We start from the raw sequence: 23,625 nt of genomic DNA, 5'->3' as shown, positions 1-23,625 counted from the left end.
TTATTTCGCCAGGTTGAAGTTTTTCAGCTTAGCGGCGTTGCTGTCGTCAATCAGCACACAGTCCATCAGTTGCTTCTCCTGTTTCTGCGCTTTGCCGTTCTTCAGGTAGTAGTCCGCCTGCGTGACCGCCATCTGCGCCTGATCCCAGCCCGGTTGGAGTACCGTCGCTTTGATGTTGCCTTTGTTGAGGATCGAATCGCGGGTGTAGTCGCTGCCGTCAAAGCCCACCACGATCACCGAGGTTTTTCCGGCGGCTTTCAGCGCGGCTTCCGCGCCCAGCGCCATGGTGTCGTTACCGGAGATCACACCAACGATGTTGGGGTGTTTCTGCAGCAGAGTTTCCATGCGGCTGAAGGCTTCGGTCTGGCTCCAGTTAGCGCTCTGCTGCGCCACCATTTTCAGGTCGGTGTAGTCATCCAGCACGTCGTGATAGCCCTGCGACCGCACGCCCGCGTTGGTGTCAGACTCCTTGCCCAGCAGTTCAACGTACTCGCCTTTGCCGCCCAGCAACTTTGCAAATTTCTCTGCACCCAGCTGCGCGCCCTGATAGTTATTGGAGACGATCTGCGCCACGGCGATACCGGTTTTGTTGATCTCACGGTCAATCAGAAAGGTCGGGATACCGGCATCTTTGGCTTTCTGCACCGGCCCGACGGTGGCGTCCGCGCCGGCGTTATCCAGAATGATCGCTTTCGCTTTGCGCGCAATCGCGGTCTCAATCAGCTGGTTTTGCTTGTTAACGTCATCGTCGTGCGACGCCACCAGCGTGGCGTAACCCAGCTCTTTGGCTCTGGCTAACGCGCCTTCTGCCTCGGCTTTGAAAAACGGGTTGTCATGGGATGGGGTAATAATCGCCAGCAGGCCTTGCTCTGCCGCCAGCGCCGTTGCAGAAAAAGCGAACATCGAAGCCAGCAGGGTCAGTTTAATCAGAGGACGAGTCATTATTTTTCTCCGCTTTGAATATATATTCACACGCGATTTTATATGCATAATGACTATGCGCCTGCGCTGACGCGCCGTCCAATGCGCGATTGTTAAAAAGCGAAAACGATCACAAATTAGCCTGCGTTGTGATTTTGATCATCCTGGTTAACAATACCGGGCAGATTCAGAGAGGGAAAAACCGATGGCAAAACAGGATGAACAGCGACTGATGGTGAAGATTGCCACGCTTTACTATGTCGAAGGGCTGAAGCAGTCAGAGATCGCGCAGTCGCTGACCCTATCGCAGTCGTTTGTCTCACGCATTCTTAATCGCAGCGTGAAAGAGGGTGTGGTCAAGATCAGTGTGGTGCCACCGGCTAACGTCTATCCGGAACTGGAAAAGGCGATTGAGCAGACCTACAACCTGCCGCAGGCGATTGTGGTGGATGTGCCGGATCAGGCGTCGTCACTGCAGATTAAGCAGGCGATTGGATCGGCGGCCGCTCACTATCTGGAGACCCGGCTGCGCAACGATGAGCTGATTGGTATTTCGTCGTGGAGCGGCACTATCCGGGCGATGGTGGATGCGCTGCATCCGCTCAACAGCGCCTGTAAAGGCGTGATCCAGCTGCTGGGCGGCGTCGGAGCCAACGGCAACGTGCAGGCCACCATTCTGACCCAGAATCTGGCGGCGCTGCTGAACTGCCCCGCCTGGCTGCTGCCGTCGCAGTCGATTGAGCATTCGGTCAGCGATCGCCAGCGGCTGTCGGCCAATGCCGAGGTTGCCGAGGTGCTGAGTAAATTTGAGCAGGTCGATCTGGCGATTGTCGGCATCGGCGATCTGGAGCCGTCGGCGCTGCTGCGCAATTCTGGCAACTACTATGATGGCAAAATGCTGCAGACGCTGGCGGCACGCGGTGCGGTCGGTGATATCTGCCTGCACTATTTTGACGCCTGCGGCCAGCCGGTATTGAAAGCGGAAGAAGATCCGGTGATCGGAATGGAGCTGGCGCAGGTGAAACAGTGCCCGCAGGTCGTCGGGCTGGCTGGGGGACGGGAGAAAGCGCAGGCAATTCGTGGTGCGCTATTGGGGGGTTATATCAAGGTGCTGATTATTGACTATCCCACGGCGCGGCTGCTGCTCACGCCGCAGGCGTAGTCAAAACCGGTCAGATGGTGCGGTAAGCGGTGGTGACTTTCCAGAGATAGCGCGGCGCCTGCGCCGCCGGATGCCTGTTCTGCACATGCTGATAGAATTCATCCGGTGACATGGCGTTGATCATCGCAATGGCCCGATCGCGGTCGCGGGAAAATGTTCGCAGCAGCGCACCGGCACCGTTGGCATAAGAGACGATGGTGGCGTAGCGCAGGGTCAGCGGATCGCGGATGCCCGACAGCGCAGAGTCCTGCAGGATGCGGATATAGGCTGTGCCGATATCAATATTTTTGGCCGGATCGCGCAACTCGGCATTCGACGGCTGGCCCCTGCGGCCCAGCGTGCGATAGACTTCGCGCCCCGCAGTCGACGCTTTAATCTGCATCAGCCCTACCGCATTGGAACGGCTCACTACGCCCGGATTTCCACCCGATTCGACACTGATAATGGCGCTGATCAACTTCTCATCAACGCCATAATGACTGGCGGCATCTTCGGTAAACATGGCCCAGGTTCCATTGACGCTGGAAGGCGGTGCCTGCGTTAACGGCGTGTTGCGCTGCTTAACGGCATGGTGCGGTGGCTCGCTGGCACAGCCAGTCAGGAGTAAAGCCGAGAGTATAAGGTGTCGGATTTTCAGCAATTTTTCGTCTCATCGCGGTTGTGGCGAATGCTATCATACCCAGGCAGCCTGAGAGCAAAATTACCGTTTATCCTAAATACACGATTATGCGGCGTCCACCGTGACTTCAGCGGGGCTTTTCGCCATCATCGCCGTCAGTCATGAGCGCTAACAGCAGGAAAGTATGATGATTTCACGTTCAGTTCGTCTTATCTCCCCCTCCGGTTACTGTCATAATCAGCCTGCGGCGCTGCAGGGCATTGCACGACTGCGCGCGGCGGGCCATCAGGTGGAGAACGAGCAGGTGATCACCCGCCGTTTTCAGCGCTTCTCCGGCACCGACGCGGAACGCCTTGCGGATATCAACCAGCTTGCCAGCCTCACTACGCTGCCCGACGTGGTGCTGGCGGTGCGCGGCGGTTACGGAGCCAGCCGGTTACTGGCATCCATCGACTATGTTGGCCTGCAACGCCACCTGCTGAATCAGCCGCTGGCGCTGTGCGGCCACAGCGACTTCACCGCGATTCAGCTGGCGCTGCTGGCACAGGTTGGCCTGATTACCTTCAGTGCACCGATGCTGGCCGGTAACTTCGGTGCCGCGACCTTATCTGAATTTACCCTGCACCACTTCTGGCAGGCACTGACATCACCTACAGTAGAGGTGAAATGGCAGAGCGAAACCCCAGACCAGGGCGACTGGCAAGGTACGCTGTGGGGCGGAAACCTGGCGATGATCTGCTCGCTGATCGGCACGCCGTGGATGCCGCAGATTGAGAACGGCATTCTGGTGATAGAAGATGTGAATGAGCATCCGTTCCGCATTGAACGCATGCTGATTCAGCTGGAGCAGAGCGGCATTCTGGCGCGACAGCGGGCAATCGTCACCGGCAGCTTCACCAGCACGGCCCTGTCGGACTATGACAATGGGTTTGATTTCAGTACCGTCTGGCAGCGCGTGCGTGATACTACCGGTCTGCCAGTGATCTGTGGATTAGATTTTGGTCATGCCGCTGATACCGTCACACTGCCGCTGGGTGCCAGCGCACGATTAGCGGTCAGCCAGGGCAACGCCCATTTGCAGGCGACCGGGCATCCCGTCCTGCGGGATTAGAGAGCGTTTCAGGAGATCGACATTGAAGCCGTTGTATGACGATTTGTGGATCTCAACCCCGGAATTCCCGGTGGAAGATGCCGTTAATGACCTGATGATGCATGGCTTTATGCTGCGTCACCCGCGCGGCAATCTGCTGATTGGCCGCGTAGAAAACCCGCTCGATCATGAAGTGATTGCCGATAGCGGCGGCGTGATCCGTCACTATCTGACCCACTGGCACGAATCCGCGCCTGGTGCGGCGGTGATGCAGCAGCGTTTCAGCAGCGCGCTTTACTGCCACAGCCGCTCATTAGGCCCCATCAGCCGTTTTGCGGAGCCTGATGACACCTTTTCGCAGCCGGAGACGCACTTCGGCGATTTCCATCTGCTGCCTACGCCCGGACACACACCGGGCAGTTGCAGCTTTCTTTATACCTCGCCGCTGGGGCTGACCTATCTGTTTGTCGGCGATACCGTAACCCGTTCTCATGACAACTGGATCACGGTGCTGGTGCCGGACAGTAATCCGGCTGAGCTGAGTCAGACGCTGGAATTTTACCGCTCGCTGCGCCCCGACGTGGTGCTGATGAGCACCACGCGCGGGCATCTTTCCTGGAAAAAAGTGACGCTGCAAAGCTGGCTGGCTGCCATTGATGAAGCTGAACAGCATCCTCTGGATCTGCGGGAAAATCCGCTGTTCTGATTACAGTTCTTTGGTCAGATAGTGCCGCTGATAATCATCTATGTAGTTCGCCAGCGTGAGCCGCAGAGTGTAGCCAAGTTTTTCATAAAACGGCCGCGCCTGAAAACTGGCGGTATCCACCTGTGCATAACGGCAGCCGCGATCCCGCGCCTCCTGCTCGGCAGCCTGTATCAGCTTACTCCCTGCCCCCTGCCCGCGTAGCGCCTCACTCACCCAGAGCATATCAATCCGCAGCCAGTGACCGGTAGTTGAGCCGGTCAGCCCGGCCAGCTTTTTGCCCTGCTCATCACGGATAAACACCCCAATTGACCTGATCGTATTCACATCAATAAATTTGCTGTTGAAGGCATTGAGGCCCAGCCTGACCTCATCCAGATCCTGCGCGGTAACGTTGTCGGTAATCTCAGGTTGCATAGTGGCTCCCGGGGTTAACTGTCGGAACGCTGACGATCGTCGTAGCGCTCCAGGGTCAGCGCATCGACATCGCGTTTTTCGCTGCGGCTGCAGGGCAGCAGTTTATCGCTGTCGCGGTATACAAAGAAGGTTGCCTGGCTGCGCTGGTTCACAATCAGCTGATCGCCATTGCGAAAGCGGGTAATCGCCACCTGATCGCCCGCTTCTAAGCGGGTTCGCTGCTGACCGGCGGCAATCTGGAAGTGATTTTCCGGCCACATCAGGGTGGTTAAACCATATTCGGCACGCGAAACCGTCATGGTCGGCCGGCCGGGACAGTTAAGCTGAAATTCGGTTTCACTCCAGGCGGGTGCGATATGACAGGCCAGCAGGCCCAGGGCAATTAACGCTGCCTTCATGTTGTGTCTCCACTGATTTTATTGAGAATTTTCTTAGCTTAACATATAAAAACCAGAGGAGAGGCGTGAGGCGAGCGTGACTGAGACCATTAAAAGGTGGAATCGGTGTGCGAAAAAACCTGAAAGTTGAGAAAAGATAAAGTAATCCGGCCAGCCTGACAGCGTGCCTGCCTGGCCGGATAGTGACTATTCGGCTGCCACCTCGGCGGCCACTAACATCAGCGCCAGCCCGGCATTTTCGCTATCATAAGCCTGCATGGCTGCACGAATATTCGCTGAGCAGGCGAGCACCTGTTGCTTCTTATCGGCTTCCAGCTCGTCAATCGCGTGGCGAATAATCATTAGACTTGCTTCTTCTTCTTTCATCATTTATCCCTGGATTTGCCTAAGTGGTGCGCAAAGGAGCCAAGAATAACGTTTATTGATAAGCAAAGTCACCCCTTTACATTCCTGTTGCTTAACGATTAAACAAATCACAAACAGGAAGCGTAGCGGAAGCTGCTATAATTAAGTGATTAGTGGTGCAACAGGATAGACTCTGCGCCACAACACTCCCAGGGATTGAAGCAGGTAGAAAATCATGATGCGACTCAGCATTTTAATCCTCATCGCGATGGTGACTGGATGTTCATCTGGCCCGAAAGGGGTGGAATGTCCGGGTGAGGTCTCGACAATTTATGGTCAGTCGATGGGACAGACTCAGGGTGTGATTTTTGATCTGGTTAATAGCTTCACCGTGACACGGGACAATGTCAGCGTCACCAGTGGCCCGCTGCAGTCGCTGGATCGGTTTAAATATGTTCCCTCCGCCGTGACGCGTGAAGGCTACTATGCGCAGCGCCTGTCAGATAAGCAGTTCCGCCTGATTAATCCTTACCAGGACACCCAAATTACCTGGACCTGTCCATAAGGGATGAATCCTGCTGCCAGATGGTTTATTGTCAGGAAACGTCAAGCAGCAGGGCTCCCCGATGGAAAAGCGTCTGGATAACAACGGTTATATCGACTTCCCCTTCCCCGCGACGCGCAATGCGGATGGCTCTGTTAATCCCTGTGGCTTTGATCTGACGCTGGAAACCGGTCGACTTGAAGAGATTGTCGTGCTGAATCGCTCAGCGAATCTGCGGCGACTGGTCGAGGAGGCTAACCTGCAGGAGGGGTTGTTTATGACTCTGGCCTGTGACTGGCAGCAGCAGGAAAAGGCGGTCTGTGGTTTTATCGATGTGGCTTTTCGTCCTGACCTGCCGCAGCACGACTTTGAGGAAGCCCTGCAGCTGGAAGCGAGCTTTCATCGTTACCTGACCGGACAGGAGCAGCAACATCAGCTGCCCGCCGGGACACTGGTTAACTATGCCCGTTCAGTGCTCGACTGGAGCTGGTCGCCGCTGCGTCAGCGTCAGCGCGATTACGAAAAAATTACCATCCAGTTCTATTGTCCGCAGGCTGATGACGCCGAATGGTGCTTTGACCATCTGCGTCATTTCCTGGTGAGCGTCTACCCGACCTGCATCGCCACCCGTTCACTCTGATCCCCTCTGCCCCCGGAGTCGCTATGCGTCCTGCTGCGCTGTCTGTTTTTACGCTGTTCTGCTCGCTGTTTTTTGTCGCATCGGCCCAGGCCGATCGCTGCCAGCAAATCCGCGCCGGTCTGGATATCGGTTCCGGTACCACCAAAATTGCGGTGGCGCGCGTCAATGTCTGCCAGCAGCGCATCGAAAAAGTGCTGTATCAGGATCAGCGCGCCGTGGCCTGGAACGACGCATTAGCCCATTCAGCGGATAACCAGCTGAGTCCGTCAGTAACTCATGAAGGTGCCGCCGCACTGCAGCAACTGGTGGCGCACGCACAGCGCTTTCATCCGCAGCGAATCAGCGGCGTGGCGACGGCGGTGTTTCGCAACGCCAGCAACGGTCAGGCCGTCATTGAACAGTTGCAGCGCCAGAGCGGTGCGCAAATCAGCATTATTTCGCAGCAGCAGGAGGCGACGCTTGGCTTTCTCTCTGCCAGAGCCGCGCTTAAAGATCCAATGGTCCGGGATGAGCAGTTACTGGTCTGGGATATTGGCGGCGGGTCAATGCAGATGACTGCATGGCGGCAGCAGGCGGGCAAGCCGGTAGCAGATATCTATCAGGGCAGACTGGCTTCGGTGACGCTGAAAAACTTTATTCTGACGGTGCTCAAGAACAGCCCGAAGGCGGAATCCCCCAATCCCATTGGTTCCTGGCGGCAGTCGGTGCTGCGCTTTGTGCAGTTTTATGCGACTAACGAAGTCAGCCCGCAGATCAAACAGGATGTGGCCGGTCGTCGGGTAATTGGCATCGGGGGCGTGCACGGTTTTTCGATTCGCAATCAGTTACCGGGCAAACCCGACCACTATACGCTGGCGACCCTGAGCCAGCTCTCGCAGCAGCAGGTCTGGAAAGGCGACAGTGAGCTGTCTGGCGACTATCGCGCCACGGACGTGAGTAATCTGTTACTGGTGGAAGGATATATGCAGGCGCTGAAAATCAATGAGGTGGAGATTGTTGAAGCCAGCCTGATTCAGGGCGTGCTGCTGCAGTAGCACAACGCTTCCACATTCGCTAAACGTCGGGCTTAACCAGCCGGATAGCGTGATCCAGCATTCGCTGCTCATCCCGTTCACTGTGGGCGCGCTGCTGCCGGGTTCGTTTAAGCAGGTCATAGATTTCGCCACGCCGGGTATCATGACCGCGCTCCATCAGCACAATGACTGCATCGCCAATAACGCGGCAGACTTCATCATAGTCATCATCATTCAGTGCATCACGTTTCATCGTTTCTCCTGCGGCGGTGACTCTCTTCTCAAAAGGCTAGACAGGAAATGGCTGGCCCGCAAACGCAGCGCTATTAACAGCCAGAAATGATTTTTTAGCGCCTTATCGGGCGCTGGCGGAGCAGAACTCACTATCTTTGCTACGCTTTGAGAGTCTTACTCAAAACCAAGGAGCATTTAAATGTCAGGAAAAATCGAAGATAAAGTAAAAGAAGCCGCTGGCGCAGTTCAGGAACAATGGGGTGCAGCAACCGGTTCATCCGAGCATCAGGCTAAGGGCGCAGCGCGTCGTTACACCAACCAGGCAAGCTATGCTGCACGTGATGCTGCTGAGACCATTCGCGATCAGGTTCAGTCCAATCCTGCTGCCGGTCTGGCCATTGCTGCAGGCGTTGGCGTATTTATCGGCTTCCTGCTGGGTCGCAAGTAATACCGCCACACGTCAACAGAACGGGAGCCACTGGCTTCCGTTTTTTTTGGCTGTAGCTGACCGTATGCTGAGAAACATCTGAAAGATAAGCCTTCACAGGCCAGCGCACGGTGAGTCTCCAGTCTTAATTACGTTCTCTTTCTGACAACATCAAGGTGATCTCATGAAAACGATTCCTGCTTTGCTGCTGGTGGCAGCGACCTTAACCTCTCTGGCGGGCTGCTCACATAAGAGCGACGCGATTAAAGAAGATGGCCGTCCCCATGCGCCAAGTGGCCAGTCTTCTCCGGGCGGCACCCTGGGTTCAGGCCCGGTGGGTCAGCCTCAGTCGTAATACCCTGCCCCGGCACGCGTGCCGGGGTTGGTTTCTTTTATATTCAATAGCTCCCGTAAAATAAATTCGCTAATAGTTAACCTGCTAGTAATTAAGGGCGGGATTAAAAAATCCTGAAATATTATTATTATAAGAATCATCCCAACTATTTTCGAAAATTGCCTACCTCTTTTACACAATTCTGTATATATACCCTGAATAAACAACACTAAAATTGTGGAAAAATTTTAAACAAATATTCTACGACCAATAAAAAAGATTTCCCCCTGCTGAACTTTAGACGTAAGAATATTCTCTAATAATGCACAACACCTTTTGTTTAATATTATTGATACGTTCAAGAGAATTCAGACGTGAAGAAAAAAAAGATTTATCTGATAGACCGACTTTTAACGCTTTATTCTCGATTTTCAGGCAGAACAAAACCGCAGGCCCTGCAGACGCTGACACCCGGCACGGTAGTGATTTACTCCACTACGGCACTGGGCGATTTCCTGATGAATACACCGGCTATCTGGAGCCTGAAGAATCGCTTTCCTACCAGCAAATTTATTCTGGTTTCCAGTAAGAAAAATAAGGACCTGGTCAGCCGTTATAACTGGTTCGATAAGATCTATATCTGGGATAACAAAGTGGCTAATTTCCTGCCGCTATTTTTCAAACTGCGTCGCCAGAAACCGGATTTGTCAGTGATATTACACGCCCATTTTCCCTACGATATTATGAGCTCAGTACTGACCGGCAGTAAGGCGATTGTGCGCGATCATTACGGCAGCGAATCCCCGGTGCTGAATAAATATCTTGATCACTATTCAGGCTATTTCGACGATCACACCATCAAGCGCAAGCTGAAGCTGATCGAAGCGCTGGGCGCAGAGACAGAACAGACCCGGATGCATCTGCCCGAGGTAAGTAGCCGCCCTGCTGCAACGGCCAGCCATCGCCGTATCGGTTTTCAGTTAGGGGCATCTAAAGATATTCGCCGCTGGCCGCTGGCTTCATTCAGCCAGCTGGCGACCGCGTTGCTCGAACGCTGGCCTGACGCTGAAATTATTGTCACCGGTACAGCTGCTGAGCAGTCTCTTGAGAAACAATTTATCGAAAGCCTGCCGCTGCACTGCCGTAAGCGTGTGACGCCAATGGCAGGCAAAACGAATCTCAGCGGCCTGATTACCCTGATCCGCACGCTGGACCTGCTGGTCACCGGCGATACCGGCCCACTGCACATCGCGGTGGCGGCACAGACGCCAACGGTCAGCCTGTTCTCTACCGCCAATCCACGCTACACCGGCCCCTGCCAGGACAGCGATCGCCATATTGTTATTCATCGCCCGGATAAAACGGCGTCGCAGCATCCGATGGCGTCGATTAAGGCCGAAGAAGTCGAGCAGGCCGTGGCGAAACTGGTGGGGTAATGAACGATCTCTCTCACGCTATTATTGCGCTGATTGAATACCACAATCAGCCAACCGCCCTGGGCCGGTTCCGGAAAGTGGATCGGGCGGGTTTTCATCTGCAGCAGCTGCCGCTGAATGAGGTGGAGTTCGCGATTCTGATGAATGATTTTTTTGCCACGTTCAACGTCTGCTCTGAGCATTATGATGATGCCCGCTATTTTCCGGCGGCGCACTCGCGGCATATGACACCGATGAAGTGGTTTACATCTGGCGGATATTCTCCCGTAACGATCGCGATGCTGTGTGAAGCGGCCAGCCGTGGAGGCTGGCCTGAAGCAGATTACTGAATAATCGTTTGGGCGAAGGCGTCATAAACCTCGCGGCTGCTCAGCGCGTTGACCTCACGTGACGCCGGTTGCAGCACCTGATAGTTAACCTGCCACGGATGCCAGCACGCCGGATCGCTGTCACCAAACAGCGCCACCACCGGTAAGCCCAGTGCGGCACCGATGTGCATTGCCCCGCCATCACTGCTCACCAGCCCCTGACATAACGACATAGCCGCAATCAGCTGCGGCAGGCTGGTAGTCGCCACCGCCTTTATCGGCAGGTGCGGGCAGAGCGCCATGATTTCACGCGCTTTTTCATCATCCCCCGGATGACGCGGATTATCGCGGCTGCCAGGTGACCAGAGCAGCATGATCTGGCAGGGATGATGCGCCGAAATTTTCTCAGCCAGCCCGGCAAATCGGGCGGCGTCCCACTGCTGGCTCGGCTTGCGGGCGCTGATCTGGAGTGCATAGACCGGAAGAGTGGGATCAATCGCACAGGTGTCTCGCAGGCTGGCCGCTATAGCCGCATCCGGCCGCAGCGTCAGTTTGCCTGGCGCGGTGGCGCTGAGACGCAAATCCCGTCCCAGGCTAAACAGGGTTTCGCTGATATGACAGGGTGACTGGCCGGGCGGCGGCAGTAAATCGCTGATCAGCGGATGCGGCTGCTGCCCCAGCGCGATCACTCTGGCGGGACGCACGATTTTAACCCACTTCAGGCCATGCTGATCCCAGCGGCTTTTGGCCAGAATCACTATGTCGTAACGCTGCCTTTTCAGATTCAGCATCAGCTTCAGTCGCTGTAACACACAGGCCAGTCGTCCCTGCCCTGCCTCACGGTGATGCAACTTGGTGTAATAGAAGAGCTGCCGGATATCGGGATTATGCTGCAACACGGGCGCAGCGTAGTTGTTGGTCAGTACATCGACCTGATACTGGCCCGACTGCGCCAGCGCACTGATGAGTGGCGTGGTCAGCAAGGTATCGCCAATATTATCCCGACAAATAATTAAAACCCGCATGTCTGACATCCTCTGCGCACTGGCTACGCCGTTCTGGCTGAATAAAAGTGAGACTCGCACAATTAACGTCTCTGAAGCGTTAACGTAACGGCATAAGTCAGCAAATTAGTCAGCGCAGATCGAGGTTGGTTCAATGATCGCCATGTTGTTGAAAGGCGATGGGCGCTTTTCAGGCAAGTGTTATGCCGGGCTCATTAGCCGGGTGAATGATTAAGAAAAACTTGCGCGGGGCGTCAGCGTGAGGAAGAGATAAAAGGCCACCTACGGCGGCCAGTGTCATCACTGCATTCAGCGGTATCAGCAGTGGACGTTATTTGACAGCAGGTTGATAGCCAGTCTCATAACAGGTTCAGGCTCAATACCGGTAAACATTTGATGAATTTTTTCAGTAATGGCTTCGCGGGTTACCAGCTTATCCTCAGCCACAATTTCCATAACAGCCTGACCAAATAGTAGTCGGCATGCCGCAATCGCATCACTTAAAGCTTCATCGTCCATAATATTCTCCCTGTGTATTCGCAGAAGCGTACACCTCTGTGACAACGGGATCCTGTTCAACTCTTTTTTTTGCGGCACGCGTTACAAAAATGAATCAGCTGTCACGTGCTGATAGCCAGGCCCGACATATTAAATGCCGGGCGCTTATCAGACAGGCATAAGATTAACTTAGCGTTTCATTTAACAGATCAAGAGCGACATTGTAAATCAGCGCAGGCTGCGCATCAGGTAACATCACCTTTATTTTTGCTTCCAGAGCGCGGTTAGTGACCGGCTGATTATCTGCTAATAATTCCAGCACAGCCTGCCCAAACATCAGGCGACAGATATAAATCGCGTCTTTTGTATAATTAGCGTCCATAAATCCTCCTTATGAGTGAGGTATTACAGTAACGATATTCAGTCACAAACAGATGCCAGTTTTGCGTTCACAGTTTCTTTTGTAGTGGCATCAGATAATGCAATTTGCAGAAATATTAAAATATTCAGTCGCAGGTAAGAATTTATCAGGATGTTGATAATGAAAAGTCATTCATTCATACGTTGAAGGGGATACTGAACACCTGTTAATTGCCTTAGTAAGAGCATCAATGCTGAAGACGTTATGAATGAGGAGAGGATGCGAAGAGAAGGGAAAAGCGTGAAAGGGCAGGCATAAAAAAGCCCACATCGCGTTTAACGCGATGTGGGCTTAAGCAGACATTACATATTTTCGATGATCGCGTCACCAAACTCTGAACATTTCAGCAGCTTAGCGCCATCCATCAGGCGTTCGAAATCGTAAGTCACGGTCTTGTTAGCGATAGCGCCTTCAACACCTTTAACAATCAGGTCAGCCGCTTCGAACCACTCCAGATGACGCAGCATCATTTCTGCTGACAGGATCACTGAACCTGGGTTCACTTTATCCTGACCGGCATACTTAGGCGCAGTACCGTGGGTTGCTTCGAACAGTGCACACTCATCACCGATGTTAGCGCCTGGTGCGATACCGATACCGCCAACCTGCGCCGCCAGGGCGTCAGAGATGTAGTCACCGTTCAGGTTCATACAGGCGATAACGTCATATTCTGCCGGACGCAGCAGGATCTGTTGCAGGAACGCATCGGCAATCACATCTTTAACGATGATCTCTTTACCGGTGTTCGGGTTTTTGAACTTCATCCACGGGCCGCCGTCGATCAGTTCGCCGCCGAACTCGTCTTTCACTAACTGGTATCCCCAGTCTTTGAAAGAGCCTTCGGTGAACTTCATGATGTTGCCTTTGTGAACCAGGGTCAGTGAATCACGATCGTTGGTGATGGTGTATTCCACTGCCGCGCGCACCAGACGTTTGGTACCCGCTTCTGAACACGGCTTAACGCCGATACCGCATTGCTCAGGGAAGCGAATTTTCTTCACGCCCATCTCTTCGCGCAGGAACTTGATCACTTTGTCCGCTTCGGCAGAGCCCGCTTTCCACTCGATACCCGCATAGATATCTTCGGAGTTTTCACGGAAGATCACCATGTCGGTCTCTTCAGGGCGTTTAACCGGGCTTGGCGTGCCTTTGTAGTAACGTACCGGACGCAGGCAGACGTAGAGGTCAAGCTCCTGACGCAGTGCTACGTTCAGTGAACGAATACCGCCGCCAACCGGGGTGGTCAGTGGGCCTTTGATAGCCACGCGATATTCCTTGATTAAGTCGAGCGTTTCCTGTGGCAGCCAGACGTCCTGACCGTAGAGTTCAACTGACTTCTCACCCGTGTAAATCTCCATCCAGGAGATCTTACGCTCGCCGTTGTAGGCTTTCTTCACCGCCGCGTCGACGACTTTCAGCATCACCGGGGAAACATCAACACCGATACCGTCACCCTCAATGTAAGGAATGACCGGATTGTTTGGCACTGTAAGCTTGCCCTGATTCAGGGTGATTTTCTGACCTTCCGCCGGAACTACTACTTTGCTTTCCATTAACCTCTCCTGGGCGTTTGTTAATGATTTGTAAGATGCGCGTCAATACTACTTGAATATTTCCGTCACGCCAATCACCGCAATTTCACGTTATAATGCGCCGAATGTTTCTGACTGCAAAGCCCATGCGAAAAACAACTCAACGAATTCACCAGGATAAACGATTCAGCCGCCCGACGCGTGATGCGCGACGTGCGCCTGCCCGCCCTGCTGCTCCACGACGTGTCATTCTGTTTAACAAACCATTCGACGTTTTGCCGCAATTCACTGATGAAGCGGGCCGTCGCACCCTGAAAGATTTTGTCAGCGTCGCAGACGTTTATGCCGCGGGCCGCCTTGACCGCGACAGCGAAGGCCTGATGGTACTGACCAACGACGGTGCCCTGCAGGCCGCGCTGACGCAGCCCGGCAAACGCACCGGCAAGGTCTATTATGTGCAGGTGGAAGGCGATCCGCAGGAAGCGGATCTGCAGCCTCTGCGGGATGGGGTTAATCTGAAAGATGGCATGACGCTGCCCGCTGGCGTGGAAAAAGTGGCTGAGCCAGCGTGGCTCTGGCCGCGTCAGCCGCCAATCCGCGAGCGCAAAAATATCCCGACGCAGTGGCTGAAAGTCACACTGTATGAAGGCCGTAATCGTCAGGTGCGCCGCATGACAGCCCATATTGGCTTTCCCACCTTGCGGTTAATCCGCTACGCCATGGGGAACTATTCACTCGACGATCTGGCTTCAGGTACGTGGCGTGAAATCAGCGAGAGCTCCACCTGAAAACCGATTTTTTATAACCTCAGGTTAACAATTGCGGAGAAGTGATGTTTAAACCTCATGTTACTGTCGCCTGTCTGGTTCAGGCCGAAGGTGAACTGCTGGTGGTGGAAGAGACGATCAACGGTCGTGCCACCTGGAACCAGCCTGCCGGACATCTCGAAGCGGATGAAACGCTGCTGGAAGCCGCCGAACGCGAACTCTATGAAGAGACCGGCATCGCGGCATCGATGCACTATTTCATCGGGATAAACCAGTGGATCGCGCCCGACAGTACGCCTTTTGTGCGTTTTCTGTTTGGCGTGGATCTGGCCAAAAAATCGCCAACCCAGCCGCAGGACAGCGACATCGATTGCTGCTGGTGGCTACCGCCAGCGCAGATTCTCACTGCATCTAACCTGCGTTCGCCACTGGTCGCGGAAAGCGTACGCCTCTGGCAACAGGGCACGCGCTACCCGCTACATCTGGTCAGCCCGTTCCAGTGGCCGTTTCACGAGGGTGCGCGTCTGCCTTCTGCATGATAGAATGCGCCGCCTGTTTTTTTATCGTAATGCGAGCGTGTCATGTCTGACAACAGCCAGAAAAAAGTGATCGTCGGTATGTCCGGCGGCGTCGATTCTTCCGTTTCCGCCTGGTTACTGCAGCAGCAGGGCTACCAGGTTGAAGGCCTGTTCATGAAGAACTGGGAGGAGGACGATGGCGAGGAGTATTGTACTGCCGCGGACGATCTGGCAGATGCGCAGGCTGTGTGCGACAAGCTCGGTATGAAGCTGCATAAAGTTAACTTTGCCGCAGAGTACTGGGATAACGTCTTTGAGCATTTCCTCGAAGAGTACAAAGCGGGCCGCACGCCTAACCCCGATATCCTCTGCAATAAAGAGATCAAATTCAAAGCGTTCCTGGATTTCGCAGCGGAAGACCTGGGCGCGGATTTCATCGCTACGGGTCACTACGTGCGCCGCAAGGACGTCGATGGTCAGAGCCAGCTGTTACGCGGACTGGATGGTAACAAAGACCAGAGCTACTTCCTCTATACCCTGAGCCACGAACAGATTGCCCAAAGTCTGTTCCCGGTCGGCGAGCTGGAAAAACCGGAAGTGCGCCGCATTGCGGAACAGCTGGACCTGATTACCGCGAAGAAAAAAGACTCGACCGGCATCTGCTTTATCGGCGAGCGCAAATTCCGCGACTTCCTTGCGCGCTATCTCCCGGCTCAGCCAGGCGAAATAGAAACCACGGAAGGCCAGATCGTCGGTGAACATCAGGGGCTGATGTACCATACTCTGGGACAGCGTAAAGGTCTGGGTATCGGCGGCCTGAAAGAGAGCAAAGATGATCCCTGGTATGTGGTTGACAAAGATGTGGCGCGTAACCGTCTGATTGTCGCCCAGGGCGGCGATCATCCGCGTCTGATGTCCGTTGGCCTGATTGCGCAGCAGCTGCACTGGGTTAATCGTCAGCCGATTACCGTCCCACTGCGCTGCACTGTGAAAACCCGCTATCGTCAGACCGACATTCCCTGTGAGATTATTCCGCAGGGTGACGATCGGATTGAGGTGCGCTTTGACGAGCCAGTTGCTGCGGTCACGCCGGGCCAGTCTGCGGTCTTTTACCTTGGCGATGTCTGCCTCGGTGGCGGTATTATCGAACAGCGCCTGCCGTTAGTGGCGGAGTAAACGGGCTTAGCCCGCGTTGATGACGCGTAAACAGGAGTAACCGTGGCGAAAAATTATCAGGAAATCACGCTGGCGCTGGCGGGCATCTGTCAGTCCGCCCATCTGGTGCAGCAGCTGGCTCAGCAGGGTCACTGCCAGCCCGAAGCGCTGACCGTGTCGCTGCGCAGCGTACTGGACCTGAATCCTGGCTCCACGCTGGCGGTGTTCGGTAACAATGAAGCCAACCTGCGCCTCGGACTTGAAACCCTGATGGCGGTGCTGAACAGCAGCAGTCGTCAGGGTGCAGGCGCTGAACTGACGCGTTACACCCTGAGCATGATGGTGCTGGAGCGCAAGCTCAGCGCCAGTAAATCCGCCATGACGACGCTGGCACAGCGCATTACGCAGCTGGATCGCCAGCTGGCACATTATGAACTGGAGTCAGACACCATCCTCAGCGCGATGGCTGGCATCTATGTGGATGTGATCAGCCCGCTTGGACCGCGTATCCAGGTTACCGGTTCGCCTGCGGTGCTGCAGAATACGCAGGTTCAGAGTAAAGTACGTGCCACTCTGTTAGCCGGTATCCGCGCTGCCGTATTGTGGCAGCAGGTCGGCGGTGGCCGACTGCAACTGATGTTCTCGCGCCAGCGTTTGCTGCGTGAAGCGAAAACCCTCTTATCCCGGCTGCCACTGACTTACTAAGTCGGTGCGGCAAAACACTGCTAAATGATTCAGGAGTTGCACTGATGGAATTATCCTCTCTGACCGCCGTCTCACCTGTCGATGGTCGTTACGGCGATAAAGTCAGCCCGCTGCGTGCGATTTTCAGCGAGTTCGGTCTGCTGAAATTCCGCGTTGAGGTTGAAGTTCGCTGGTTACAAAAACTGGCCGCGACCGCAGAGATCAAGGAAGTTCCTGCATTTGATGCCGACGCAAACGCTTTCCTTGATGCAATTGTCGCCGGTTTTTCAGAAGACGATGCCGCCCGCATCAAAACGATTGAGCGCACCACCAACCACGATGTGAAAGCGGTTGAGTATTTCCTGAAAGAGAAAGTGGCCGATATCCCTGCCCTGCATGCCGTCTCTGAATTTATCCACTTCGCCTGCACCTCTGAAGATATCAACAATCTGTCGCACGCCCTGATGCTGGAAACGGCCCGCCGTGACGTCATCCTGCCTTACTGGGACCAGCTGATCAGCGCCGTGAAAGGGCTTGCCAGCGAATACCGTGACATTCCGCTGCTCTCACGCACCCACGGCCAGCCGGCGACGCCATCGACCATGGGTAAAGAGATGGCCAACGTCGCCTACCGTCTGGAGCGTCAGTTACGTCAGCTGAAGCAGATTGAAGTGCTGGGTAAAATCAATGGCGCAGTCGGTAACTACAATGCCCACATTGCCGCCTATCCCGAAGTGGACTGGCATGAACTGAGCGAGAACTTCGTTACTTCGCTGGGAATCACCTGGAACCCGTACACCACGCAGATTGAACCGCACGACTATATCGCCGAGATGTTCGACTGCATTGCCCGCTTTAACACCATCCTGATCGATTTCGATCGCGATATCTGGGGTTATGTGGCGCTGAACCACTTCAAACAGAAAACCATCGCGGGCGAGATCGGCTCCTCAACCATGCCGCACAAGGTGAACCCGATCGACTTCGAAAACTCCGAAGGCAATCTGGGCCTGGCGAATGCCGTGATGCAGCATCTGGCCAGCAAACTACCGGTGTCTCGCTGGCAGCGTGACCTGACCGACTCCACCGTGCTGCGCAACCTCGGCGTGGGCGTGGGTTATGCGCTGATCGCCTATCAGGCGACGCTGAAAGGTATCTCCAAGCTGGAAGTGAACCGCGATCGTCTGCTGGACGAGCTGGATCATAACTGGGAAGTGCTGGCAGAGCCGATCCAGACGGTGATGCGTCGTTACGGCATTGAGAAGCCGTATGAGAAGCTGAAAGAGCTGACGCGCGGCAAACGCGTGAATGCTGCCGGCATGCAGGCCTTTATCGACAGTCTGGCGCTGCCGGAAGAGGAAAAAGTGCGTCTGAAGCAGATGACGCCTGCAAACTATATTGGTCGCGCTATCCAGATGGTTGACGATCTGAAATAATGCCCGCCGCAGACCGGCCCAGTCCGGTCTGCGTTAACATCTTGTTTAATACATTTCGCGTATACTTTCTGCAGGTTGACTCAAACAGAGTGTAAGGAATTTCTATGCGTGTTCTGGTTGTTGAAGACAATGCCCTGCTGCGCCATCATCTCGCCGTCCAGTTACGTGACATGGGCCATCAGGTCGATGCCGCCGAAGACGCCAAAGAAGCTGACTATTTTCTCCGCGAACATCTGCCCGATATCGCGCTGGTGGATCTCGGCCTGCCGGATGAAGATGGCATGTCGCTGATTCGTCGCTGGCGCAGTGATGCCGTGCGTCAGCCCATTCTGGTGCTGACCGCCCGTGAGGGCTGGCAGGCAAAAGTCGAAGCGCTGGAAGCCGGTGCGGATGACTACGTCACCAAACCGTTTCACATTGAAGAGGTCGCGGCACGCCTGCAGGCGCTGATGCGCCGCAACAGCGGTCATGCGTCGCAAATCATCGATATGGCCCCGTTTCAGGTCGATCTCTCACGCCGTGAGCTGACGGTGAATGAAGAGCCAGTAAAACTCACCGCCTTTGAGTACACCATTGTCGAGACGCTAATCCGAAATGCGGGCAAAGTGGTGAGCAAAGACTCGCTGATGCTGCAGCTCTATCCTGACGCTGAACTGCGTGAAAGCCACACCATCGACGTCCTGATGGGTCGTCTGCGCAAAAAGATTCTGGCATTGCACCCTACTGATGTCATTGCCACCGTGCGTGGCCAGGGTTACCGCTTTGATCTCTGACCATGTCCTGGTTTAATCGTTACCGCCCTATTTCGCTGCGCGCCCGCTTTCTGCTGGCCTCCGCAGCGATAGTTCTGTTCCTCTCTCTTTCTTACGGCATGGTCGCAGTCATTGGCTATGTGGTGAGTTTCGATAAAAATACCTACCGGGTGATGCGCGGCGAGAGCAATCTGTTCTTTACGCTGGCGCAATGGCATGACAACAAGCTCACCATCGCGCAGCCGGAACGCATGACGCTGAACTTTCCGACGCTGGTCTTCATCTACGATGAGCACGGCAAGCTGCTGTGGCAGCAACGCGACGTGCCGGATATTCGCAAAAAGATCCGCCGCGAATGGCTGCTGAAGCCCGACTTTTACGAGATCGATACCAGCAACCGCACCAGCATGGTCGCGATGGGCAATAATCTCAATGCTAAGCAACGGCTTAATGACTGGGACACCGACAGTAACGACACCTTTACCCACTCGGTGGCCGTTAACCGTTACGATGCCACGACGAATCTACCCGCGCTCACCATCGTAGTGGTCGACTCTATTCCGCAGGAGTTGCAGCACTCTGATGTGGTCTGGTCGTGGTTCAGCTATGTGCTGGCGGCCAACCTGATACTGATTATTCCGCTGCTGTGGCTGGCGGCGCACTGGAGTCTGCGGCCAATTGGTGCGCTGACACAGCAGGTGCGCGAACTCGAGACCAGTCAGCGTGAGAATCTGGCGGATAATCCGCCGCAGGAGCTGCGTAGTCTGGTGCGCAACCTCAATCTGCTGCTGACCAATGAACGGCAGCGCTACACCCGCTATCGCACCACCCTTTCTGATCTGACCCACAGCCTGAAAACGCCGCTGGCCGTATTGCAGAGTACACTGCGATCGCTGCGCAATGGTAAAGAGCTGACGGTGGAACAGGCGGAGCCAGTGATGCTGGAGCAGATAAGCCGCATCTCACAGCAGGTGGGATACTACCTGCATCGCGCCAGTATGCAGGCCGATCACAATCCGCTGCAGCGCGATCTTCATTCCGTTTCCGGTCTGCTCGACAGTCTCTGCTCGGCACTGAATAAAGTTTATCAGCGCAAAGGCGTGGCGATAACGCTGGATATCTCACCGGAGCTGACCTTTGTGGGCGACCAGAATGACTTTATGGAAGTGCTGGGTAACGTACTCGATAACGCCTGCAAGTACTGCCTGGAATTTATCGAAGTCAGTGCTTATCAGAGCGAAAAGGCGCTGCATCTCTATATCGACGACGATGGCCCGGGTATTCCTGAGAGCAAGCGCGATTTAGTGTTTGTGCGGGGGCAGCGCGCCGATACGCTGCGTCCGGGCCAGGGATTAGGTCTGGCGGTGGTGCGCGATATTCTGGAACAGTATGAGGGTAACGTCATCGCCACCAGCAGTGCGCTTGGCGGAACACGTATGGAAGTGGTTTTTCAGCGCCAGGAAGTCGAACATCGTCGCGAGTAGAAAACCGTCCGGGCTGTTATACTAGCTGGCATTTACAGCCCTAAGCGGAACCCTTGTATGGACTATCAGCTCGATATTAACTGGCCCGATTTTATTCAGCGCTACTGGCAGAAACGCCCGGTCGTGCTGAAGCGTGGTTTTAAAAACTTCGTTGATCCTCTTTCACCGGATGAACTGGCCGGACTGGCAATGGAAAACGAGGTGGACAGCCGCCTGGTCAGCCATCAGGACGGCAAATGGCAGGTCAGCCACGGCCCGTTTGAGAGCTATGATCACCTGGGAGAGAACAACTGGTCGCTGCTGGTCCAGGCGGTCAATCACTGGCATGAACCCTCTGCCGCGCTGATGCGCCCTTTCCGCTTCCTGCCTGACTGGCGTGTCGATGACCTGATGGTGTCGTTTGCCGTGCCTGGCGGCGGCGTCGGTCCCCATTTTGATCAGTATGATGTTTTCATTATTCAGGGTACGGGCCGCCGTCGCTGGCGCGTCGGTGAAAAAGTGGCGCTGAAGCAGCACTGTCCGCATCCGGACCTGCTACAGGTTGAACCCTTCGATGCCATCATCGATGAAGAGCTGGAGCCGGGCGATATTCTCTACATTCCGCCAGGATTCCCGCATGAAGGCTACTCGCTGGAAAACGCCCTGAACTACTCCGTTGGTTTCCGCGCCCCCAGCGGTCGTGAGTTAATCAGCGGCTTTGCCGACTACGCCCTGGCCAATGAGCTGGGCAGCCTGCGCTTCAGCGATCCGGATGTGCCTGCACGCGATTGCCCGTCGCAGATCCTGCCGCAGGAGATTGAAGGCGTGCGCCAGCTGATGCTGGATGTGGTCAATCAGCCGGAGCAGTTTGAGCAGTGGTTCGGCGAATTCATTTCGCAGTCACGCCACGAACTCGACGTCGCGCCGCCGGAACCGCCTTATCAGCCTGATGAGATTTATGATGCGCTGCAACAGGGCGATGCCCTGAGCCGGTTGGGTGGCCTGCGTGTCCTGACGATTGGTGATGCTGTTTATATCAATGGTGAGCGGGTTGAGTGTTCACGCCCCGATGTCATGGCGGTTCTGGCGAATCACTATCGCATCACGCTCGACGACCTGGGAGATGCGCTGGATGATCCGGCCGTGCTGGCGCAGATCGCCGGTCTGGTGAATGCTGGTTACTGGTACTTCGGCGAGGAATAACCCGCAGCGCGGAACCGTGCGCTGCGGCTGAAACAGGCTCTCTGGCTTTTACTGGCAGAGAGCCTTTTTTCATTTAATCCTTCTTCTGTGCTGCCAGTTCTGACAGACGCACAATGACTTCCACTGACTTCGCCATGATATTCAGCGACGCGAACTCATGCTTGCCGTGATAGTTATAGCCCCCGGTAAAGATGTTCGGGCAAGGCAACCCTTTCCACGACAGTGACGACCCATCGGTGCCGCCACGAATCGGTTTCACTACTGGTTCAATGCCACAGTCACGCATCGCCTGCAAAGCCAGATCAATGATATGCGGGAACGGCTCGACTTTTTCACGCATGTTGCGATAGCTGTTAGTGATTTCAACCGTGACCGAGCAGTCCGGGTGCAGGGTTTTGTTGATCTCCGCGGCGATCTGCAGCAGCGTCTGTTTACGCTGTTCGAAACTCCCGGTTTCAAAGTCACGAATGATATAGAGCATCTCGGCGTGTTCAACGCTGCCTTTGATCTGGTGCAGATGGTAGAAGCCCTGATAGCCGTCGGTGTACTGCGGTTTTTCGCCGGCCGGTACAGCCGCATGAAACTGGTTAGCCAGCTCCAGCGCATTGACCATCACGCCTTTGGCGGAGCCTGGATGCACGTTGTTACCGACGATTTTGACCGTAGCCGAGGCGGCATTGAAGTTCTCATACTCAAACTCGCCCAGGTCGCTGCCATCAATGGTGTAGGCCCAGTCAGCCGCAAACGCCTCCACATCAAAGTGAGAGGTGCCGCGACCGATCTCTTCATCGGGCGTGAAGGCGACACGGATCGCGCCGTGCGGCGTATCGCTGCTAGCCAGCTGCGCCATCGCCGTCATAATCTCGGCAATACCCGCTTTATCATCCGCGCCCAGCAGGGTTTTGCCATCGGTGGTAATCAGCGTATGCCCAATCAGCTTGTGCAGCACCGGGAACATCACCGGTGACAGAACCTCATTGCCATTACCCAGCGCAATGTCGCCACCGCGATAATCTTCGATGATCTGCGGATTCACATGTTTCGCTGTGAAATCAGGCGACGTATCCATGTGGGAGATGAAACCGATAACTGGCGTCGGCCAGTCAACATTGGCGGGCAGTGTGCCCATGACGCAACAGTGATCGCTCAGGGTGACATCAACAAAACCCAGGGCCAGCAGCTCCTCCTGCAGCTGACGCGCCAGCGTCCACTGCCCTTCACTGCTGGGCACCTGGCGCGCCTGCGGCTTAGCCTGTGTCTCAACTGCCACATAACTTAAAAAGCGCTCAAGTAACTGTTCCATATCCCATCCTTTAAAAGTGCCGTCCGGTATTATTCACAGACCCGCCGGTCACAACGTTGCGTAAAATCATTCGCAGACAGGTTAGCGCTGTCAGTGACCTTTGTGAAAGTAATAAGCCCGAAAAAAACGCCTGATTACGTGATTGTTGCGGCAAACCTCGCAATGTTGTTAACAGCCGGTCAAATTGCCGCGGCCAGGCGGGCAAAACATGGCAATGCCTTATTTTTCAGGTATCATCCGCCCCTCTTTGCTGGCTGGCTGCGCTGAGCGGCTATGCTGTTACCTGTTCGACCCTAGA

The 23,625-nt window shown here is 54.9% G+C and carries 29 protein-coding genes; 18 read left to right on the top strand and 11 right to left on the bottom strand.

Going from position 1 to position 23,625, the window contains the following annotated elements; translation table 11 throughout:
• Entirely contained in the window at positions 1 to 942 is a 942-nt protein-coding gene (locus tag AC6I8E_RS07475; RefSeq protein WP_195857116.1) for a D-ribose ABC transporter substrate-binding protein, read from the bottom strand.
• Positions 943 to 1,126: 184 nt separating this feature from the next.
• On the opposite strand from AC6I8E_RS07475, the gene AC6I8E_RS07470 reads away from it, so the two are divergent.
• Positions 1,127 to 2,083, top strand: coding sequence for a sugar-binding transcriptional regulator (locus AC6I8E_RS07470; protein ID WP_013357545.1), 957 nt, complete (start codon positions 1,127 to 1,129; stop codon positions 2,081 to 2,083).
• Between the two features lie 10 nt (positions 2,084 to 2,093).
• Here the strand turns inward: AC6I8E_RS07470 and emtA are convergent, their stop codons facing one another.
• Positions 2,094 to 2,723, bottom strand: a complete 630-nt coding sequence (emtA, locus tag AC6I8E_RS07465; protein ID WP_081093833.1) for a membrane-bound lytic murein transglycosylase EmtA — start codon at positions 2,721 to 2,723, stop codon at positions 2,094 to 2,096.
• A 166-nt stretch (positions 2,724 to 2,889) separates the two neighbouring features.
• Here emtA and ldcA point away from each other — a divergent pair, with 166 nt between their 5' ends.
• Together ldcA and AC6I8E_RS07455 are read left to right on the top strand one after the other, a co-directional pair.
• Positions 2,890 to 3,813 (top strand): muramoyltetrapeptide carboxypeptidase, encoded by a 924-nt coding sequence (gene ldcA, locus AC6I8E_RS07460; RefSeq protein ID WP_497824693.1) that lies wholly within the window; start codon positions 2,890 to 2,892, stop codon positions 3,811 to 3,813.
• 22 nt (positions 3,814 to 3,835) lie between these two features.
• Positions 3,836 to 4,498: an MBL fold metallo-hydrolase gene (locus tag AC6I8E_RS07455; RefSeq protein ID WP_497824616.1), complete on the top strand. Its 663-nt coding sequence runs from the start codon at positions 3,836 to 3,838 to the stop codon at positions 4,496 to 4,498.
• Here AC6I8E_RS07455 and AC6I8E_RS07450 read toward each other — a convergent pair whose 3' ends face one another.
• The 3 genes from AC6I8E_RS07450 to AC6I8E_RS07440 form a co-directional block, all read right to left on the bottom strand.
• Positions 4,499 to 4,912 (bottom strand): GNAT family N-acetyltransferase, encoded by a 414-nt coding sequence (locus AC6I8E_RS07450; RefSeq protein ID WP_195857118.1) that lies wholly within the window; start codon positions 4,910 to 4,912, stop codon positions 4,499 to 4,501.
• A gap of 14 nt (positions 4,913 to 4,926) precedes the next feature.
• A complete protein-coding gene (locus AC6I8E_RS07445) occupies positions 4,927 to 5,310 on the bottom strand; it encodes a hypothetical protein (RefSeq protein ID WP_135909190.1) in 384 nt (127 codons plus the stop codon).
• A gap of 186 nt (positions 5,311 to 5,496) precedes the next feature.
• Positions 5,497 to 5,676: a hypothetical protein gene (locus AC6I8E_RS07440; protein ID WP_013357539.1), complete on the bottom strand. Its 180-nt coding sequence runs from the start codon at positions 5,674 to 5,676 to the stop codon at positions 5,497 to 5,499.
• A gap of 214 nt (positions 5,677 to 5,890) precedes the next feature.
• Here AC6I8E_RS07440 and AC6I8E_RS07435 point away from each other — a divergent pair, with 214 nt between their 5' ends.
• The 3 genes from AC6I8E_RS07435 to AC6I8E_RS07425 all read left to right on the top strand — a co-directional run bounded on the left by AC6I8E_RS07435 (position 5,891) and on the right by AC6I8E_RS07425 (position 7,873).
• On the top strand, positions 5,891 to 6,220 hold the full coding sequence (locus tag AC6I8E_RS07435; RefSeq protein WP_266308255.1) for a hypothetical protein: 330 nt from the start codon (positions 5,891 to 5,893) through the stop codon (positions 6,218 to 6,220).
• Between the two features lie 61 nt (positions 6,221 to 6,281).
• Positions 6,282 to 6,839 (top strand): hypothetical protein, encoded by a 558-nt coding sequence (locus AC6I8E_RS07430; RefSeq protein ID WP_497824615.1) that lies wholly within the window; start codon positions 6,282 to 6,284, stop codon positions 6,837 to 6,839.
• A 23-nt stretch (positions 6,840 to 6,862) separates the two neighbouring features.
• The gene (locus tag AC6I8E_RS07425) at positions 6,863 to 7,873 is read left to right on the top strand and encodes a Ppx/GppA phosphatase family protein (RefSeq protein ID WP_147788324.1); all 1,011 of its coding nucleotides are present in this window, start codon (positions 6,863 to 6,865) and stop codon (positions 7,871 to 7,873) included.
• Between the two features lie 19 nt (positions 7,874 to 7,892).
• Here the strand turns inward: AC6I8E_RS07425 and AC6I8E_RS07420 are convergent, their stop codons facing one another.
• A complete protein-coding gene (locus AC6I8E_RS07420; RefSeq protein WP_013357535.1) occupies positions 7,893 to 8,105 on the bottom strand; it encodes a DUF2767 family protein in 213 nt (70 codons plus the stop codon).
• Positions 8,106 to 8,285: 180 nt separating this feature from the next.
• Here AC6I8E_RS07420 and AC6I8E_RS07415 point away from each other — a divergent pair, with 180 nt between their 5' ends.
• From AC6I8E_RS07415 to AC6I8E_RS07400, 4 genes are all read left to right on the top strand, one after another.
• Positions 8,286 to 8,534, top strand: a complete 249-nt coding sequence (locus AC6I8E_RS07415; RefSeq protein WP_013357534.1) for an ElaB/YgaM/YqjD family protein — start codon at positions 8,286 to 8,288, stop codon at positions 8,532 to 8,534.
• 163 nt (positions 8,535 to 8,697) lie between these two features.
• Complete coding sequence (locus AC6I8E_RS07410) at positions 8,698 to 8,868, top strand: hypothetical protein (protein WP_013357533.1); 171 nt, start codon at positions 8,698 to 8,700, stop codon at positions 8,866 to 8,868.
• 353 nt (positions 8,869 to 9,221) lie between these two features.
• A complete protein-coding gene (locus AC6I8E_RS07405; protein WP_147788325.1) occupies positions 9,222 to 10,283 on the top strand; it encodes a glycosyltransferase family 9 protein in 1,062 nt (353 codons plus the stop codon).
• Positions 10,283 to 10,612, top strand: coding sequence for a DUF1493 family protein (locus tag AC6I8E_RS07400; RefSeq protein ID WP_497824614.1), 330 nt, complete (start codon positions 10,283 to 10,285; stop codon positions 10,610 to 10,612). The genes AC6I8E_RS07405 and AC6I8E_RS07400 overlap by 1 nt, the downstream gene beginning before the upstream one ends.
• On the opposite strand, the gene AC6I8E_RS07395 is transcribed toward AC6I8E_RS07400, so the two are convergent.
• The 4 genes from AC6I8E_RS07395 to icd form a co-directional block, all read right to left on the bottom strand.
• Positions 10,606 to 11,616, bottom strand: coding sequence for a glycosyltransferase family 9 protein (locus AC6I8E_RS07395; RefSeq protein WP_497824613.1), 1,011 nt, complete (start codon positions 11,614 to 11,616; stop codon positions 10,606 to 10,608). The two genes, AC6I8E_RS07400 and AC6I8E_RS07395, sit on opposite strands and share 7 nt — an antisense overlap.
• A 297-nt stretch (positions 11,617 to 11,913) precedes the next feature.
• Positions 11,914 to 12,114 carry a hypothetical protein gene (locus AC6I8E_RS07390; protein WP_013357528.1) on the bottom strand — a complete coding sequence of 67 codons (201 nt, stop codon included), beginning with the start codon at positions 12,112 to 12,114 and terminating at the stop codon, positions 11,914 to 11,916.
• A 163-nt stretch (positions 12,115 to 12,277) separates the two neighbouring features.
• Positions 12,278 to 12,475 (bottom strand): hypothetical protein, encoded by a 198-nt coding sequence (locus AC6I8E_RS07385; RefSeq protein WP_013357527.1) that lies wholly within the window; start codon positions 12,473 to 12,475, stop codon positions 12,278 to 12,280.
• Between the two features lie 341 nt (positions 12,476 to 12,816).
• Positions 12,817 to 14,067 carry an NADP-dependent isocitrate dehydrogenase gene (gene icd, locus AC6I8E_RS07380; RefSeq protein WP_013357495.1) on the bottom strand — a complete coding sequence of 417 codons (1,251 nt, stop codon included), beginning with the start codon at positions 14,065 to 14,067 and terminating at the stop codon, positions 12,817 to 12,819.
• A gap of 104 nt (positions 14,068 to 14,171) precedes the next feature.
• Here icd and rluE point away from each other — a divergent pair, with 104 nt between their 5' ends.
• From rluE to AC6I8E_RS07340, 8 genes are all read left to right on the top strand, one after another.
• Complete coding sequence (gene rluE / locus AC6I8E_RS07375; protein ID WP_497824612.1) at positions 14,172 to 14,834, top strand: 23S rRNA pseudouridine(2457) synthase RluE; 663 nt, start codon at positions 14,172 to 14,174, stop codon at positions 14,832 to 14,834.
• A 44-nt stretch (positions 14,835 to 14,878) separates the two neighbouring features.
• A complete protein-coding gene (locus AC6I8E_RS07370; RefSeq protein WP_497824611.1) occupies positions 14,879 to 15,352 on the top strand; it encodes an NUDIX domain-containing protein in 474 nt (157 codons plus the stop codon).
• A gap of 42 nt (positions 15,353 to 15,394) precedes the next feature.
• Positions 15,395 to 16,507 (top strand): tRNA 2-thiouridine(34) synthase MnmA, encoded by a 1,113-nt coding sequence (mnmA, locus tag AC6I8E_RS07365; protein WP_497824610.1) that lies wholly within the window; start codon positions 15,395 to 15,397, stop codon positions 16,505 to 16,507.
• 42 nt (positions 16,508 to 16,549) lie between these two features.
• Positions 16,550 to 17,191: a high frequency lysogenization protein HflD gene (gene hflD, locus AC6I8E_RS07360; RefSeq protein ID WP_013357492.1), complete on the top strand. Its 642-nt coding sequence runs from the start codon at positions 16,550 to 16,552 to the stop codon at positions 17,189 to 17,191.
• 44 nt (positions 17,192 to 17,235) lie between these two features.
• Positions 17,236 to 18,606: an adenylosuccinate lyase gene (gene purB / locus AC6I8E_RS07355; RefSeq protein WP_497824609.1), complete on the top strand. Its 1,371-nt coding sequence runs from the start codon at positions 17,236 to 17,238 to the stop codon at positions 18,604 to 18,606.
• A gap of 104 nt (positions 18,607 to 18,710) precedes the next feature.
• Positions 18,711 to 19,379, top strand: coding sequence for a two-component system response regulator PhoP (phoP, locus tag AC6I8E_RS07350; RefSeq protein WP_003849836.1), 669 nt, complete (start codon positions 18,711 to 18,713; stop codon positions 19,377 to 19,379).
• Between the two features lie 2 nt (positions 19,380 to 19,381).
• Positions 19,382 to 20,842: a two-component system sensor histidine kinase PhoQ gene (gene phoQ / locus AC6I8E_RS07345; protein ID WP_013357490.1), complete on the top strand. Its 1,461-nt coding sequence runs from the start codon at positions 19,382 to 19,384 to the stop codon at positions 20,840 to 20,842.
• Positions 20,843 to 20,899: 57 nt separating this feature from the next.
• Positions 20,900 to 22,024, top strand: a complete 1,125-nt coding sequence (locus tag AC6I8E_RS07340; RefSeq protein ID WP_013357489.1) for a ribosomal protein uL16 3-hydroxylase — start codon at positions 20,900 to 20,902, stop codon at positions 22,022 to 22,024.
• Between the two features lie 73 nt (positions 22,025 to 22,097).
• On the opposite strand, the gene pepT is transcribed toward AC6I8E_RS07340, so the two are convergent.
• Positions 22,098 to 23,327, bottom strand: coding sequence for a peptidase T (gene pepT / locus AC6I8E_RS07335; protein ID WP_095707365.1), 1,230 nt, complete (start codon positions 23,325 to 23,327; stop codon positions 22,098 to 22,100).
• Between the last annotated feature and the right edge of the window lie 298 nt (positions 23,328 to 23,625).

Source organism: Pantoea sp. X-Soil-YNGN-785 (assembly GCF_059730585.1).
This window is presented reverse-complemented; position numbering and strand designations above follow the sequence as displayed.